The organism is Sphingomonas benefaciens, assembly GCF_052907485.1.
Genome location: NZ_JBREIC010000001.1, coordinates 366,629 through 381,185, shown reverse-complemented (window position 1 = coordinate 381,185; position 14,557 = coordinate 366,629). Strand labels below are relative to the sequence as shown.

The 14,557-nt window shown below is 67.0% G+C and carries 16 protein-coding genes; 5 read left to right on the top strand and 11 right to left on the bottom strand.

Features of this window, described 5'->3' with window-relative positions:
- Positions 1 to 45 precede the first annotated feature (45 nt).
- The 5 genes from ACU5AX_RS01810 to ACU5AX_RS01790 all read right to left on the bottom strand — a co-directional run bounded on the left by ACU5AX_RS01810 (position 46) and on the right by ACU5AX_RS01790 (position 3,239).
- Entirely contained in the window at positions 46 to 861 is an 816-nt protein-coding gene (locus ACU5AX_RS01810) for a pyrroline-5-carboxylate reductase family protein (protein ID WP_446689426.1), read from the bottom strand.
- Positions 858 to 1,367, bottom strand: a complete 510-nt coding sequence (locus tag ACU5AX_RS01805; protein WP_443024703.1) for a type III secretion system chaperone family protein — start codon at positions 1,365 to 1,367, stop codon at positions 858 to 860. The genes ACU5AX_RS01810 and ACU5AX_RS01805 overlap by 4 nt, the downstream gene beginning before the upstream one ends.
- Positions 1,368 to 1,465: 98 nt before the next feature.
- The gene (locus ACU5AX_RS01800; protein WP_446689425.1) at positions 1,466 to 1,741 is read right to left on the bottom strand and encodes an accessory factor UbiK family protein; all 276 of its coding nucleotides are present in this window, start codon (positions 1,739 to 1,741) and stop codon (positions 1,466 to 1,468) included.
- Positions 1,742 to 1,773: 32 nt separating this feature from the next.
- On the bottom strand, positions 1,774 to 2,292 hold the full coding sequence (locus ACU5AX_RS01795) for a TspO/MBR family protein (protein WP_446690442.1): 519 nt from the start codon (positions 2,290 to 2,292) through the stop codon (positions 1,774 to 1,776).
- A gap of 194 nt (positions 2,293 to 2,486) precedes the next feature.
- Positions 2,487 to 3,239, bottom strand: coding sequence for a TlyA family RNA methyltransferase (locus ACU5AX_RS01790; protein ID WP_446689424.1), 753 nt, complete (start codon positions 3,237 to 3,239; stop codon positions 2,487 to 2,489).
- A gap of 180 nt (positions 3,240 to 3,419) precedes the next feature.
- On the opposite strand from ACU5AX_RS01790, the gene ACU5AX_RS01785 reads away from it, so the two are divergent.
- Entirely contained in the window at positions 3,420 to 4,091 is a 672-nt protein-coding gene (locus ACU5AX_RS01785) for an RBBP9/YdeN family alpha/beta hydrolase (RefSeq protein WP_446689423.1), read from the top strand.
- A gap of 280 nt (positions 4,092 to 4,371) precedes the next feature.
- Here ACU5AX_RS01785 and ACU5AX_RS01780 read toward each other — a convergent pair whose 3' ends face one another.
- Entirely contained in the window at positions 4,372 to 4,578 is a 207-nt protein-coding gene (locus tag ACU5AX_RS01780) for a hypothetical protein (protein WP_446689422.1), read from the bottom strand.
- Between the two features lie 27 nt (positions 4,579 to 4,605).
- Here ACU5AX_RS01780 and ACU5AX_RS01775 point away from each other — a divergent pair, with 27 nt between their 5' ends.
- Positions 4,606 to 5,622 (top strand): LLM class flavin-dependent oxidoreductase, encoded by a 1,017-nt coding sequence (locus tag ACU5AX_RS01775; RefSeq protein WP_446689421.1) that lies wholly within the window; start codon positions 4,606 to 4,608, stop codon positions 5,620 to 5,622.
- Positions 5,623 to 5,727: 105 nt separating this feature from the next.
- On the opposite strand, the gene ACU5AX_RS01770 is transcribed toward ACU5AX_RS01775, so the two are convergent.
- From ACU5AX_RS01770 to ACU5AX_RS01760, 3 genes are all read right to left on the bottom strand, one after another.
- Positions 5,728 to 5,964, bottom strand: a complete 237-nt coding sequence (locus tag ACU5AX_RS01770) for a hypothetical protein (RefSeq protein ID WP_198353007.1) — start codon at positions 5,962 to 5,964, stop codon at positions 5,728 to 5,730.
- A gap of 126 nt (positions 5,965 to 6,090) precedes the next feature.
- Positions 6,091 to 7,083, bottom strand: coding sequence for a polysaccharide deacetylase family protein (locus tag ACU5AX_RS01765; protein ID WP_446689420.1), 993 nt, complete (start codon positions 7,081 to 7,083; stop codon positions 6,091 to 6,093).
- Positions 7,084 to 7,094: 11 nt separating this feature from the next.
- The gene (locus ACU5AX_RS01760) at positions 7,095 to 8,849 is read right to left on the bottom strand and encodes a sensor histidine kinase (protein ID WP_446689419.1); all 1,755 of its coding nucleotides are present in this window, start codon (positions 8,847 to 8,849) and stop codon (positions 7,095 to 7,097) included.
- 184 nt (positions 8,850 to 9,033) lie between these two features.
- Here ACU5AX_RS01760 and ACU5AX_RS01755 point away from each other — a divergent pair, with 184 nt between their 5' ends.
- Positions 9,034 to 9,501, top strand: a complete 468-nt coding sequence (locus tag ACU5AX_RS01755) for an Lrp/AsnC family transcriptional regulator (protein ID WP_198353008.1) — start codon at positions 9,034 to 9,036, stop codon at positions 9,499 to 9,501.
- 109 nt (positions 9,502 to 9,610) lie between these two features.
- Here ACU5AX_RS01755 and ACU5AX_RS01750 read toward each other — a convergent pair whose 3' ends face one another.
- On the bottom strand, positions 9,611 to 11,047 hold the full coding sequence (locus ACU5AX_RS01750) for a pyruvate dehydrogenase complex E1 component subunit beta (RefSeq protein WP_446689418.1): 1,437 nt from the start codon (positions 11,045 to 11,047) through the stop codon (positions 9,611 to 9,613).
- A gap of 1 nt (position 11,048) precedes the next feature.
- A complete protein-coding gene (gene pdhA / locus ACU5AX_RS01745) occupies positions 11,049 to 12,095 on the bottom strand; it encodes a pyruvate dehydrogenase (acetyl-transferring) E1 component subunit alpha (RefSeq protein WP_446689417.1) in 1,047 nt (348 codons plus the stop codon).
- A 209-nt stretch (positions 12,096 to 12,304) separates the two neighbouring features.
- Here pdhA and ACU5AX_RS01740 point away from each other — a divergent pair, with 209 nt between their 5' ends.
- The gene (locus ACU5AX_RS01740; protein WP_446689416.1) at positions 12,305 to 13,585 is read left to right on the top strand and encodes an MFS transporter; all 1,281 of its coding nucleotides are present in this window, start codon (positions 12,305 to 12,307) and stop codon (positions 13,583 to 13,585) included.
- Positions 13,582 to 14,502 (top strand): cysteine synthase A, encoded by a 921-nt coding sequence (cysK, locus tag ACU5AX_RS01735; protein WP_446689415.1) that lies wholly within the window; start codon positions 13,582 to 13,584, stop codon positions 14,500 to 14,502. The genes ACU5AX_RS01740 and cysK overlap by 4 nt, the downstream gene beginning before the upstream one ends.
- Positions 14,503 to 14,557 lie beyond the last annotated feature (55 nt).

The following is a 14,557-nucleotide window of genomic DNA, read 5'->3' as shown; positions in this document are numbered from 1 at the left end:
GCGATTCAATATCAAACCGCTGAGCTATTGGGACGGGACGATAATCTAGTCTCGTGCCGCCGCCGCCATCTCGCGATTGCGCTTCGCCGAGGCCGCCAACGTCTCGATCAGCAGGCCGACCAGCCCATCGGGACGATCGAGGACGTTGAGCCCTTCGCGGGTCGAGCCGCCGGGGCTGGCGACCCGGTCGGCCAGGACGTGCGGCGTGTCGGACGAGGCCGCCGCCATGGCCGCCGAGCCGGCCAGCGTCGCGATCGTCAGCCGGGCCGCCTGATCCTGCGGCAGGCCGAGCGCGGTGCCCGCCTGCGTCATCGCATCGGCGAAGCGGAACACGAAGCCGGGACCGCAGCCGGCGAGCGCAGTGACGTCATCAAATCGCGCTTCGTCGTCGATCCATTCGGCATGGCCGAGCGTCGCCATCAGCGCCTGCACATCGGATCGCGCCGCCGGGTCGGCGGCGGAACTGTACAGCGCAACCACGCCTTGCCGGATCGCCACGGGCAGATTGGGCATCGCACGGACGACGTTGGCCGCCGGGCACACCGCGGCCAGCGTCGCCTCTTCTACCCCGGCGAGAATCGAGACGAGGATGCGGGGACGGTGCGCCGTCAGCGGACCGCCGCGAAACCCGCCGATCTGCTGCGGCTTGAAGCCGAGCATGATCAGGTCGAACGGCGCACCTTCCCCGGCAGCGGGGACCGCCGGCACGACCTGGACGCCGTCGGGCATCGGCCGGCCGCTCGGGCTGACAACGGTGACCTGTGCCGGGTCCAGCCCGGCCGCGATCCAGCCGCGCAACATCGCGCCGCCCATATTGCCCGCACCGACGAGCAACATCCGACCTTGCGGCAGCCCGCTCATGCCTCGCCCTGCGTCTCGATCAGCGCGGCGGCCAGCGCTTCCTTCGGCGTCTTGCCGCCCCACAGCACGAATTGGAACACGGGGTAGAAGCGCTCGCACTCCTCGATCGCCGATTCGACCAGCAGTTCGGTCGCGCCCAGCGACATGGTGCCCGCATCTTCGCCGTCGATCATCGCCGCGTGGCGGTAGAGCAGCACGCCCGACGACGACCACAATTCGAAATGGCCAATCCACAATTGCTCGTTGACCAGGCCGATCGCCTCATAGACCGCGCCGCGGCGATCGTCGGTGACCTTGATGTCGGGAAAGGCGAGGAACTGCAGCACGCTGTCGTCCTCGCGCCAGAGCGCGCGCAGCTCGTAGGTCGTCCAGCTTCCCTTGACCGTCGCGACGATCTCGTCGTCGTGCCGTTCATTGTCCCAGCCATGCGCGGCATAATAGGCCTCCAGCATGTCGATGGGGGCGGCGGCATCCTGGTCGTGGTCGGGGTGATCGAGCATGGCCATGCGTCCTTATCGCACGGTCACGCTGCCGCGGCAAAATGGCCGCGGCAACCCACCCCGGCGGGGGTGCGGACAAGGTCGGGGATAAAGCTGTGGAAAAGTCAGGCGGTCGGCAGCGGATCGGCCGATGCGCCCCCCTGCTTGGCCTCGAGCGCATCCAGCCGGGCGCGCAGCGCGTCGGCCTCGTCGCGTGCCGCCACCGCCATCGCCTTGACGGCGTCGAATTCGTCGCGGCTGACGAAGTCCAGCCCGCCGATCCATTCGCGGGCGCGCGAGCGGGCGCTCGATTCCGCCTCGCGGCCGACCCCCGCCAGCGTGCCGGCGGCGCCGTTCACGAACTTGACGAAATCATCGAACAGGCGGTTTTCGGTCTGCATGCTGGGTCTTTCCGGTACGGGTCGTCGTGTCGTCAGAGCATCTGGGACGTATGCGCCGCAGGCACAAGGGTTTCCGCGTCCGGGTTGAGCTGCCCGATCCGCCAGGTCAGCACGCCGGCAAAGCTGATCCAGACCAGATACGGCACCAGCAGCCACGCCGCGACCACCCGGATCCGGGAAAAGGCAATTGTCGTCGCAACGCCCAGGATCAGCATCCCGACGATGACGATCAGCGCGGCGTGTACCCGGTGCATGCCGAAGAACAGCGGCGTCCAGGCGAGGTTGAGCAGGAACTGCGCCGCGAACAGCCCGATCGCGACGCCGCGCCCGCGCGCGCCGCGCGCATGGAGGATCATTGCCAGCGAGACGCCGAGCAGCACGTAGAGCGTCGTCCAGGCAACGGGAAAGACCCAGCCGGGCGGTGTCACCTCCGGCTTGCGCAGCGCTTCGTACCAGGCATTCTCAGCCCCGGCGGGCACCGACCGGCCCGAGGCGAAGCCGAGCAGCAGGATCAGCGGCACGCTCACCGCCGCCCAGCGCAGAAACGACATGCGCAACTGACCCTTGGAAGCGACGACGCTCACCCGATACTCCTTGTCCCCTGTGCCGGACGGCACAGCCGATTGGATTTGTGCCGGACGGCACAGTCGATTGGTTGGTGCCGACGGACCCCGACCGCACGATGCCGAATGGCACAGATCGCGCTCTGCCCGGCCCCGCAGCCTTCGTAAAGCGTCCGGTTCGATTATCGTTCCGATTGCGGTCCGAAACGGGATGCCGCGACCAGAAATTCCACATTGCCCTCCGGTCCGGTGATCGGACTGGGGGTAACGCCGGCCACCGTCCAGCCCGCCTCGGTCAGCCATGCCACGACGGCGTCGCAGACTCGGGCATGCACCGCCGGATCGCGCACCACCCCGCCCTTGCCGACCTCGTCACGCCCCGCCTCGAACTGCGGCTTGATCAGCGCCAGCAACCGCGCCTCCGTCGCGGCCAACAGCATTGGGCGTTCCAGCACCTTTGCGAGGCCGATGAAGCTGGCGTCGCAGACGATCAGATCGACCGGCTCCGGGATGTGATCGGCGGTCAGAATGCGGGCGCTGGTCTGCTCGTGGACGATGACGCGCGGGTCCTGCCGCAGCTTCCAGGCGAGCTGATTGGTGCCGCTGTCGATCGCATAGACGCGCGCCGCGCCGCGGCTCAGCAGCACGTCGGTGAAGCCGCCGGTCGACGAGCCGACGTCGATCGCCACCGCGCCGGCGACCTCCCAGCCGAAATGGTCGAGGCCATGGGCGAGCTTGATGCCGCCGCGCGACACCCAGGGGTGATCGCGACCACGCAGTTCGATTGCCGCATCCTCCGGCAGCGTCTGACCGGGCTTGTCGACCTTGCGCGTGCCGGCGAACACCAGCCCGGCCATGATCAGCGCCTGGGCGCGCGACCGCGATTCGGCGAGGCCGCGATCGACGAGCATCTGGTCCACGCGGGTCTTCGCCATGCCGTGCGCATAGCGGCATCATCGTCGCCGATCCACCCGCCGCATGCCGCCATCGCTTCGGCGCAGTCGCTATTGCCCATCGGAATAGTGGGTATAGCTTTCGGTCTTGGGGGGCGTGCCGAACGAAGCCGCTCCTGCACGGTATGCGTTCGTCACGCCCTTCCTTGAGGGAGATGCAAGATGACGGGTTTCGCGATGTTCGAATCGGCCGGTCCGACGATCCTGACCGTGCCTGGCCTGGGTGGCTCCGGCCCCTCGCACTGGCAAAGCCTGTGGGAAGAGGCGCGGCCGGACACGGTGCGTGTCGAACTCGGCATGTGGAACACGCCGCATCGCAACGCCTGGGTGACCAAGCTCGACCAGGCGATCCGCGCCGCAGAGGCGCCGGTGATCCTCGCCGCGCACAGCCTCGGCTGCCTGGCGGTGGCGTGGTGGGCGGAACTGAGCCCCCAGCCTTATGGCTGGCCGGTCGCCGGGGCATTGCTGGTCGCGCCGGCGGATGTCGATCGTTCCGACGCGCCGGACGCGCTGAAGGGCTTCGCCCCCTCGCCCCGGACGCCCTTGCCCTTTCCCTCGATCCTCGTCGCCTCCCGCGACGATCCGTGGATCACGATCGATCGCGCGCACAGCCTTGCCGCCAATTGGGGCAGCCATTTCATCGATGCGGGTTCCCAGGGGCATCTGAATGCCGCCAGCGGCCTCGGTTGGTGGCAGGAGGGGCAGGAATTGCTCGGTCGCGTCATCGCCGCGAGCAGCGACGGCCGCGGCCATGTCCGCTCACCGGGCGACGCGCGCTCGATCCTGGCGATCAACGCCACCGACGCGGCACACGCGCATTATCTCGGGCGTTGATCGTCGCAGAAAGCCCCCCGGTCCGACAGGATGGCGCCCTGCGGCAAGTCCGCGTCCTCGTGGTTCGGCGGGATGCGTGCGGCTGAGCTTTTCCCACTGCGGGCATTGAACGCCGTGCTCGTTTCACGGGTCGTGCGACATGGAAGTTCGCCCCGCCACCCCGCCGAGGCCGGGGTGGCGGCATCAATGGCGTCCCTGACAAGGAAAAGCAGCAAAGCACTACCTTCGCGCCAATCTTCTCTTTATCACTCCGAAATGAATTCGGGGATGCCTCCCCTGTCTAGAAAATCACTGCATTAACCAAGTAAAGCATTGACTGATTGAGGTTTGCAGTCACCTTGCCGTCGATGCCAAGCAGCGCATCCCGGTCGCTGCCCACCTCCCCAGACAGACGACCGCCCAGCGAAACGCTGGGTTTACCACCGCGCCACTGCTTTCTCGTAGCTGCAAGCCTACATCGCTCCTCAACCAACGCGAGCGATGGCACGCGCTTCGCATGGAGCTATGCGAGAAGATGAAGAAGATTGGCTTTCTGTCGTTCGGCCACTGGTCCGATACCCCGCATTCGGCGACCCGCTCCGCGCAGGACGTCCTGCTGCAGTCGATCGACCTGGCCGTGGCGGCCGAGGAGCTCGGGGCCGATGGTGCCTATTTCCGCGTCCATCATTTCGCCCAGCAACTCGCCTCGCCCTTCCCGCTGCTCGCCGCGGTCGGCGCCAAGACACAGCAGATCGAGATCGGCACCGGCGTGATCGACATGCGCTACGAAAACCCCTTCTACATGGCGGAGGATGCGGGCGCGGCCGACCTGATCAGCAACGGACGGCTGCAGCTGGGGATCAGCCGGGGCTCGCCCGAACAAGTGATCGAAGGCTGGCGCTACTTCGGCTATGCGCCGGCGGATGGTGAGAGCGACGCCGATATGGGTCGGCGCCATGCCGAAGTGTTCTTGCAGCTGCTTGCCGGCAAGGGCTTCGCACGGCCCAATCCGCGCCCGATGTTTCCCAATCCGCCGGGGCTGTTGCGGCTGGAGCCGCACGCACCCGGACTGAAGGAGCGGATCTGGTGGGGATCGGCGTCGAACGCTACGGCGATCTGGGCGGCACAGCAGGGCATGAACCTGCAAAGCTCGACCCTGAAGGCCGACGAGACGGGCGAACCGTTCCACGTCCAGCAGGCCAAGCAGATCCGCGCCTATCGTGAGGCCTGGGCCGCCGCCGGTCATGCGCGAACGCCGCGCGTTTCCGTCTCGCGCTCGATCTTCGCGATCGTCGATGACCGCGATCGTGCCTACTTCGGCCGCGAGCAGGGCGGCGATCAGATCGGCGTGATCGACTCGATGCGGGCCGTGTTCGGCCGGTCCTATGCAGCGGAACCCGACACGCTGATCGAGCAGCTCCGTGCCGACGAGGCGATCGCGGAAGCGGACACGCTACTGCTCACCGTCCCCAATCAATTGGGCGTGGCGTACAACACCCATGTGATTGAAAGCATCCTGCGCCACGTCGCACCGGCACTGGGCTGGCGGTGAACCGAGCACCGATTGCAGGTACAACAAGGGGGGCCGTAGCCCCCCTTGCGCGATCAACGATGGCGTCGCGGTGCGTCTTGGGAACCCCGCTACGCCGCGGCGATCTCAGTTGCTGCTGCTGTTGTCGTCAGCGATGATCACGATGCCCGCAACAACCGCCGCAGCGGCGATCACGGCCACGATCAGGCCGCCGCCTGCCAGTTCGTTCTTCTTTGCCGAGGCCGAACCGGTGCGGACCGACTTGGCGACCGACAGGCTCGCGGCCGGGTTCGCCGGAGCGGCGGCAGCCGGAGCCACTGCGAGAGCGGCCACCGCGACCGCCATCAAAGCCTTCGAAACCATAAAACTCCCCTTCACTGGTGAGGCTTTCCCATGCCAGATTATTGCCGCATCGCAAAATGATTCTTTGCACTATACTGTCGAATGAAGCTTTCGCCTGACGACTCAAGATAGAAATTGAAGATATTTCTAGATGTTGTCCGTGGCGTGGAGGATTTCGTCGAGCGACGCCGGAGCATAGCCGAACCGGTCCAGTTGCTCGAACATCCGGCTCCACCAGCGCCAGAAAACCGCCAGATCCGTCGAATTGCGAACATAGGGGGTATGGCCGGGGCACAGCGACGGCGAATGGAAGGAGAAAGTGAGCAGGCGCAAGTCGTCACGCTCCGCTGCCACCTCGACCGCCTCTAGTGCAGCTTCGATCGGCATATCCTCCGGGGTCAGTGCGACCCGTTGCAGAAGGCCCGCGCGCGCCACCACGCCGCGTACCGGAGGTAGGCGACCCGTCAGGGGAAATAAGGATCCGCCGTGCCGGCGCCATGCGCCCGTGAACACCGTGGTGAGCGGCAGTTCGAGCAAACTTCCCGTCCGGAACGCGGCATTGCCGATTTGCGAGAAGTCCGGCCCGAGGTCGGCGGTATAGTCGTACCGCGCACGCATCGAACTGTCGATGCGATAGCCCCGCTCCGCCAGCAATTCGATCGTTGCGGGACCGAGACCATAACGTCCGGCACGATAGACGAGCGGCCGACGTCCGAAGGCCTGCTCAAGCCGCCCGGTCAACGCGTCGAGCTTCGCCGCCTCGTTCGCAATAGGCAGGTTGCCCGCATAGCTGTCACCTGGCGATGCGGGAAAGTAGGGCGGATTGACCCAGGCGTGAAGTTGAGCGCCGAGCGTGTTTCGCGGTTCTTCGAGCACCTTACAAAGGATGTCGCAAGCAGCGGGGTCCTCCGTTACCGGATAGTCGACCATGAAGGCCAGGCCGATGCCGCAGTCGCGAAAGCGCCGGCAAGCCTCGGGAAGAGCGCCGATTGCCGTGACGGCGCGATGGTCGCGACTGAGCGGTGCGGTCCAGTCAAACTCCTCCTCGACATCGACGAAGACCGTGTAGCGCCGGCCGAAATCGGCGGGCCAGTCGACGATCGCGTCCGGTGAGGGCGGCGACGGACGGAAAGGCGGCACCGGCGTGACGATCAGGCCGGCGCGCCGACGAGGGCAGGAACGGCGGCGGGGAGGCGCAAGGTGAGCAAATGCTTGCCGACCGACAGGCCGCCGCCAAGTTCGCGTGCGAGATCGCGGGCGAGCCGCAGCCCGAAGGAGGCGCCGAGCAAAGGCCCGTCGCTTCCACCGTCGTGGTCACCAAGGCTGAGCAGCGAATCGTCGTCAGTGATTGCAGAGAGTGCCGCCGGACGCGCGAAGCAGATCGCGACCTCGCCGTCGTCAGCCGGCGCTTCGGCGATGTCGATCCGCTCACCCGGGGCTGCGGCGCCGGCAAGGGCGGCCAACATGCGCGACAGCAGCCGCTCGACGGCCCGGCTGTCTGCCAAGGCGGCGTGTTCGCCCATCGGGTGGAGGTCGAAGGCGGTGTTGTGAGCGTCGGCAAATGCGGTGAGGTCGCGCGCGACACGCGCGAGCAGGGGTTCGATCGGGACCGGTTCGGGGTGTAGTTCCAACGCCTCGCCCTCGATCCGTGCGGCGGTATCGAGATCTTCGATCGCGCCGATCAGCCGGGCGGCCTGCGCCTGGATGGTCAACGCATGGCCGCGATAGGCGTCGGAAACGGGACCCAGCAATTGCGATTCGATCAGCTCGGCAAAGCCCGCGATCGCATTGGTCGGCGTGCGGAGTTCATGGACGAGCTGCCGGAGGAGTTCCGAACCACGCCGGCGCTCGGCGTCCTCGTTCAGATCGCCGCCTGCCGGCCGCTGCGTGGTGCAGAGGTAGCCGGTAAACCGGCCGGCCTTGTCGAACAGGGGCAGGCCAGCGACCTGCCACCCGCCGGCGAGCTCCGACCGGCCGGCGATATCCAGCCGCGCGCCCGAGAACCGCCGTCGGCGCAGGAAGGCATCGACGATCGCGGTATCGACCGTCACCGACCCCTGTCGCATCGCGACCGCCAGCGATACGCCGATCAGCGCCCCGCGCGCCCCGCCATCGATGGCGACGACCAGCCCCTGCGCGTCGGTCTCGAACCGGAAAGCATCCAACTCCGCGGCCGGTTCGGCGATCGGCGCCTCGTCGCGCTGGCGCTGAAAGGCATCGATGCGCGCGACGACATCGGCGATGCGGAAGCCGCCGTGCGGGGCCGGGCTGAGATCGGGGGCGGACGGCTCCGTCGCCGGCGCCGGGGCCGGGGCCGGCGAGCGTGCCGGCACTGCGTCACGAAACGCGTCCAGATCGATGACGGACGGTGCCGGACGCACGTCCTGTTCGGACGAATCAGCCAGAGGCTGCACTGTGTCGGGCAGGGGCTCAGCCTCTGCCGCTGGCTGGCTTTCCGTCGCGGTGGCCGTCGTTTCTGCGGCGGGGAGGACGAAATCCACCGCCTCATAGGCGGCGAGCCCATCGATCACCTCGCGCGGCAGATCGCGACGGTGACGAAGCAGCGCGCGCCCTTCCGGATTGAGCCTCGGCAACAGATCCAGCCACGCGCTCGCGTCGAGCCGTGCGGTGCGCAGCACCGGCGCGGCGACGGCAAGGCCGTCCTCGGCAAACAAGGCGACCAGCGGCGCCGGCGGCGTCGCGAAGGCCAGTGCCCGGCCGCTGGCGGCGCGGATCTCGACCGGGACAATGTCGCGAAGGGCGCGCAGACGCGTCAGGGCGGCCTCATCGGGCGCGGCGCGGCCGCGACCGATCAGGTCGACGAGCTGCCGCCACGCCGAACGCGCGCCGAACCCACTCTCCATATCGGCGGAGAGCACGGTCTTGAGGCTGTCATCGAAACGCACGCACGGCTCCTGCGCCCCGTCCGTCGGGACGCGTCATTCGTCCTGTCCTAGCGAAGCGGAATCACCGCGCAAGCAGCGATTTGCCGCCCGTCGCAATGTGGGACAATTGCGTTGCACCGCAATTTTCTTATGTCTAAGGGGAGCCGTCGTCGTCGTTCGGCGAGTTGTGGGAGAGTTGCGCGCAATGTCCTTCGATCGGATCGATCGGCAGATCCTTGCCCATCTACAAGCAGATGGCCGGATGACCAATGTCGAACTCGCCGAGCGCGTCGGTCTGACCGCCCCTCCCTGCCTGCGCCGGGTTCGCGCATTGGAAGAAGCGGGCGTCATCCGCGGCTATCACGCCGATCTCGACCCGGCCAGCCTGGGCTTCCCGATCACCGTGTTCGCGATGGTGTCGCTGCGCAGTCAGGCGGAGCATGACCTCGCCGCGTTCGAAGCGCATGTCGCGGGCATTCCCGAGATTCGCGAATGCCATATGCTCAACGGCGAGATCGACTTCATTCTCAAGATCGTCGCCGCCGATCTGAAGAGCTTCCAGGAAATCCTGACCACGCATCTGACTCCGGCACCGAATGTCGCAAGCGTGAAGACGTCGCTGACGATCCGGACCGCGAAGGCGGTGTCGGGAATTCCCGTCTCCGCGGACTGAACCCGGTTCCTGCGGACGCAGCGACCCGGAGCCGCGATCGACAGCGCGCCTGACCCTGGGCGCCTGCGTGCGCAGCAGCGCTGGAGGGGGGGGCCGAAGCCCCCTCCCCTTACTTCTTGTAGACCACCTTCTTGACCGTCTCGACGACCTTGGCGGCGTTGATCAGCGCCTGCTTCTCGAGATTGGCGGCGTAAGGCAGCGGCACGTCCTCGTCGGTGACGCGCAGCACCGGCGCGTCGAGGTCGTCGAACCCTTCCTCCATCACGAACGCCGCCACTTCCGACGCGATCGAGCAGGTCGGCCAGCCTTCCTCGACGACGACGAGGCGGTTGGTCTTGGCCAGGCTCTTCAGCACCGTCTGCTTGTCGAGCGGACGCAGCGTGCGCAGGTCGATGACCTCCGCATCCACGCCCTCGCCCGCCAGCGTCTCGGCGGCTTCCAGCGCGATGCCGACGCCGATCGAATAGCTGACCAGCGTCACGTCCTTGCCCGGCTTCATGATCCGCGCCTTGCCGATCGGCAGGACATAGTCGTCGAGCTTCGGCACCTCGAACGAACGGCCGTACATCAGCTCGTTCTCGAGGAAGACGACCGGGTCTTCGGACCGGATCGCCGCCTTGAGCAGGCCCTTGGCGTCCGCCGCGTCATAGGGCGCGATGACGATCAGGCCGGGGACGCTCGCATACCACGGACCATAGTTCTGCGAGTGCTGCGCACCGACGCGGCTCGCCGCGCCGTTCGGGCCGCGGAACACGATCGGGCAGCGCATCTGCCCGCCCGACATGTAGTTGGTCTTGGCCGCCGAGTTGATGATGTGGTCGATCGCCTGCATGGCGAAGTTGAACGTCATGAACTCGACGATCGGACGCAGGCCGCCCATCGCCGCGCCCGTGCCGACGCCGGCGAAACCATATTCGGTGATCGGAGTGTCGATGACGCGACGGTCGCCGAACTCGTCGAGCAGCCCCTGGGTGACCTTATAGGCACCCTGATATTGCGCGACTTCCTCACCCATCACGAAGACGCGGTCGTCGGCGCGCATTTCCTCGGCCATGGCGTCGCGCAGCGCCTCGCGGACGGTGAGCTTCACCATCTCGGTGCCTTCGGGGATCGACGGATCCTGACGGCCGTCGTGCTTGGCGGCTTCGAACAGCTGGCGCGCGCCGGTCTCGACCTTTTCCTGCGCCGGATGGGCCGAATCCTCGACCGTGTCGGGCTTCTTGGTCTCGTCGGCCTTGGCATCGCCCTGCGGCGCGTCGTCCTTGGTGGCGGCGGGCGCGGCGGCGGCATCGTCGGCGCTCTCGCCGTCGGCGAGCAGGGTCGCGATGACCGTGCCGACCTTCACATTGTCGGTGCCTTCCGCGACGACGAGCTTGCCGATCGTGCCTTCGTCGACCGCCTCGAACTCCATCGTCGCCTTGTCGGTCTCGATCTCGGCCATGATGTCGCCGGACTTGACCGTGTCGCCTTCCTTGACGAGCCACTTGGCCAGCGTGCCTTCCTCCATGGTCGGCGACAGCGCGGGCATCTTGATCTCGATCGCCATCTCAGTAGCTCTCCACCAGCACGTCGGTATACAGCTCGCCCGCATCGGGCTCGGGGGTGCTTTCGGCGAAATCGGCGGCTTCGTTCACGACCTTGCGGATCTCCTGTTCGATGGACTTGAGGTCGGCCTCGCCGACGCCGTGCCCTTGGAGCAGCTTCTTGACGTGCTCGATCGGGTCGGACTTGTCGCGCACCGCCTGCACCTCCTCGCGGCTGCGATATTTGGCGGGGTCGGACATGGAATGGCCGCGGTAGCGATAGGTCTTCATCTCGAGGATGACCGGGCCCTTGCCCGCACGAACCCAGGCGAGCGCCTCCTCGGCCGCGCCGCGGCAGGCGAGCACGTCCATGCCGTCGACCTGGATGCCGGGGATGCGGAAGCTCTCGCCGCGACGGTAGAGCTGGTCTTCCGACGAGGCGCGGTTGACGCTGGTGCCCATGGCATATTGGTTGTTCTCGATCACGAAGATGATCGGGAGCTTCCAGAGCTCCGCCATGTTGAAGCTCTCGTAGACCTGGCCCTGGTTGGCCGCGCCGTCGCCGAAATAGGCGAGACAGACGCCGCCGTCGCCGCTGTACTTGTGCTTGAAGGCGAGGCCGGTGCCGAGGCTGACCTGTGCGCCGACGATGCCGTGGCCGCCATAGAACTTATGCTCGGTCGAGAACATGTGCATCGACCCGCCCTTGCCGCGGCTGATGCCGGCGGCACGACCGGTCAGCTCGGCCATGATCACCTTGGGATCGATGCCGTAGGCGAGCATGTGGCCATGGTCGCGATAGCCGGTGATCACGGAGTCGGTGTCGCCATTCAGCGCCGACTGCAGGCCGACGGCGACCGCTTCCTGGCCGATGTAGAGGTGGCAGAAGCCGCCGATGAAGCCGAGGCCATAGAGCTGGCCCGCCTTTTCCTCGAAACGGCGGATCAGCAGCATCTGCTTGTAGAAGTCGAGCAGCTGGTCCTTGTTCGCCTCGAACGGCTTGGGTTCGGCCGGTCGCTCACGGTTGGTGAGCGGCGGTTCGGCGGGACGAGCGGCAGGCGATTTGGCCACGGATTACCTCAACGGTCCTGGGGGAATGTGGAAGCGCCTATAGTCCGGCTTCTGCGGGAACATCAATTCCCTGGCTCAAGATGGCTGTGACGTAGCGTTTCCGAGGGACGGCGAGGCATGATCCCGGTCGCTCGGCGACCCGGACCTGCGGGACGGCAAAGCGCAAGTTTGTTGCCCTTTGCGTTCGCCCGCGCCAAACCGCATCGCAGATGGACAAGCCCACCCACCCGTTCCGCATCGCCAACTTCCGCGCCTATTGGCTGTCGCGCCTGTCCGGCACGATCGCGCAGACCGCGCTGGCGATCGTCATCGGCTGGCAGGTCTACGGCCTAGCCCGGCAGACGATGGACATCCGCCAGGCGGCGTTCCTGCTCGGCATGATCGGCGCGGCGCAGTTCGTGCCGCTGTTCCTGCTGACGCCGGTCACCGGCCTGGTCGCCGATAGCGTCGATCGCCGCTGGATCGTGCGTGCGACCACCGCCTTGATCGTTGCCGTCGCGGCGATGCTGGGGGTGCTGACCTGGGCGGGTTCGCTGACCCTGCCGGCGCTGTTCGCCGCCGCGGTGCTGATCGGGGTGGCGCGCGCCTTCACCGGGCCGGCCTATTCGGCGCTTGCCCCCAATCTCGTCCCGCGCGAAAGCCTGCCGACCGCGATCGCCATCTCGTCGATCGCCTGGCAGGTCGGGTCGATCGCCGGGCCCAGCGTCGGCGGGCTGCTCTACGCCATCCACCCCGATGTCGCCTATGCCAGCATCACCGGTCTGTTCGTGCTGGCGCTGACCACCATCTTCCTGATCGGCAAGGTGCCGCAACCGCCGGCGCAGAAGGATCGGCGGCCGATCCACCGCATCCTCGACGGTTTCCAATACGTCCGCAACAACCGGCTGGTGCTGGCGACGATCACGCTCGACCTGTTCGTCGTGCTGCTCGCCGGGGCGACCGCGCTGTTGCCGATCTATGCGCGCGATATCCTGCATGTCGGATCGCAGGGGCTGGGCGTGCTGGCCGCCGGCATGGGCATCGGGGCGGCGAGCACCGCGATCTGGTTCTCGTTCCGGCCGATGAAGTCGAACGTCGGGGTCAAGATGCTGATCGCAGTGATCGTGTTCGCGCTGGCGGTGCTGACCTTCGGCCTGTCGACCTGGTTCCCGCTCAGCCTCGTCGCGCTGATCGTCGCGGGCGGCGCCGACATGGTATCGGTCTACGTCCGCCAGTCGCTGATCCAGCTGCATACGCCGGACGCCATGCGCGGCCGGGTCAGTGCGGTGTCGCAGCTCACCATTTCGGCATCCAACGAGCTCGGTGAGGCGGAGAGCGGGTTGATGGCGTCGCTGCTCGGACCGGTCGGCGCGGTGGTGTTCGGCGGCTGCGCGGCCATCGTCGTCACGCTCCTCTGGTCGCGTCTTTTCCCCGAGCTACGGCAGGCGCGGACCTTCGATCCGCCCGACATGTTACAGGTCGAACCCCAACACGGAGAAGCCAAGCCATGAAGGCCAACACGATCCTGGAAACGATCGGCAACACGCCGCATGTGCGGATCCAGCGCCTGTTCCCGAACAGCGAAGTGTGGATCAAGTCCGAACGGTCGAACCCCGGCGGCTCGATCAAGGACCGCATCGCGCTGGCGATGATCGAGGCGGCGGAAGCGTCGGGCGATCTGAAGCCGGGCGGCACCATCGTCGAACCGACCAGCGGCAACACCGGCGTCGGCCTGGCGATGGTCGCGGCGGTGAAGGGCTACAAGCTGACGCTGGTGATGCCCGAATCGATGTCGCTGGAGCGGCGCCGGCTGATGCTGGCCTATGGCGCGAGCTTCGACCTGACCCCGCGCGAGAAGGGCATGAAGGGCGCCATCGAGCGGGCGCTCGAGATCGTCGAGCAGACGCCCGGCGCCTGGATGCCGCAGCAGTTCGAGAATCCCGCCAACGTCGACGTGCACGTGCGCACCACGGCCCAGGAGATCCTCAACGACTTCCGCGATTCGCCGATCGACGTGCTGATCACCGGGGTCGGCACCGGCGGCCATATCACCGGCGTCGCGCAGGTGTTGAAGCAGCATTGGCCGGAAATGAAGGTGTTTGCGGTCGAGCCGGCCGCCTCTCCGGTGATCGCCGGCGGCCAGCCGGGGCCGCACCCGATCCAGGGAATCGGCGCGGGCTTCATCCCCAAGAACCTGCATACCGAGGTGCTGGACGGCGTCATCGAGGTCGATGCCGCGGTCGCCAAGGACATGGCGCGGCGTTCGGCGCGCGAGGAGGGGCTGCTGGTCGGCATCTCGTCCGGCGCGACGCTGGCGGCGATCCTGCAGAAGCTGCCCGACCTGCCCGACGGCGCGCGCGTGCTCGGCTTCAACTACGATACCGGTGAGCGCTACCTCTCCGTGCCGGACTTCCTGCCCGAACAGTGAGCGCATCCTTACGCAAGCCGGGGGCTGCTGCCGGCGCAGACCGTCCCGGCGACCT

Excerpts from the sequence above, each read along its gene's own strand:
- ACU5AX_RS01770 (WP_198353007.1), bottom strand. The coding sequence starts at position 5,964 with ATGGTTTCGAAGGCTTTGATGGCGGTCGCGGTGGCCGCTCTCGCAGTG.
- cysK (WP_446689415.1), top strand. The coding sequence starts at position 13,582 with ATGAAGGCCAACACGATCCTGGAAACGATCGGCAACACGCCGCATGTG.
- ACU5AX_RS01750 (WP_446689418.1), bottom strand. The coding sequence starts at position 11,047 with ATGGCGATCGAGATCAAGATGCCCGCGCTGTCGCCGACCATGGAGGAA.
- ACU5AX_RS01805 (WP_443024703.1), bottom strand. The coding sequence starts at position 1,367 with ATGGCCATGCTCGATCACCCCGACCACGACCAGGATGCCGCCGCCCCC.
- ACU5AX_RS01800 (WP_446689425.1), bottom strand. The coding sequence starts at position 1,741 with ATGCAGACCGAAAACCGCCTGTTCGATGATTTCGTCAAGTTCGTGAAC.
- ACU5AX_RS01795 (WP_446690442.1), bottom strand. The coding sequence starts at position 2,292 with ATGTCGTTTCTGCGCTGGGCGGCGGTGAGCGTGCCGCTGATCCTGCTG.
- ACU5AX_RS01775 (WP_446689421.1), top strand. The coding sequence starts at position 4,606 with ATGAAGAAGATTGGCTTTCTGTCGTTCGGCCACTGGTCCGATACCCCG.
- ACU5AX_RS01740 (WP_446689416.1), top strand. The coding sequence starts at position 12,305 with ATGGACAAGCCCACCCACCCGTTCCGCATCGCCAACTTCCGCGCCTAT.
- ACU5AX_RS01785 (WP_446689423.1), top strand. The coding sequence starts at position 3,420 with ATGACGGGTTTCGCGATGTTCGAATCGGCCGGTCCGACGATCCTGACC.
- ACU5AX_RS01755 (WP_198353008.1), top strand. The coding sequence starts at position 9,034 with ATGTCCTTCGATCGGATCGATCGGCAGATCCTTGCCCATCTACAAGCA.
- ACU5AX_RS01790 (WP_446689424.1), bottom strand. The coding sequence starts at position 3,239 with ATGGCGAAGACCCGCGTGGACCAGATGCTCGTCGATCGCGGCCTCGCC.
- ACU5AX_RS01810 (WP_446689426.1), bottom strand. The coding sequence starts at position 861 with ATGAGCGGGCTGCCGCAAGGTCGGATGTTGCTCGTCGGTGCGGGCAAT.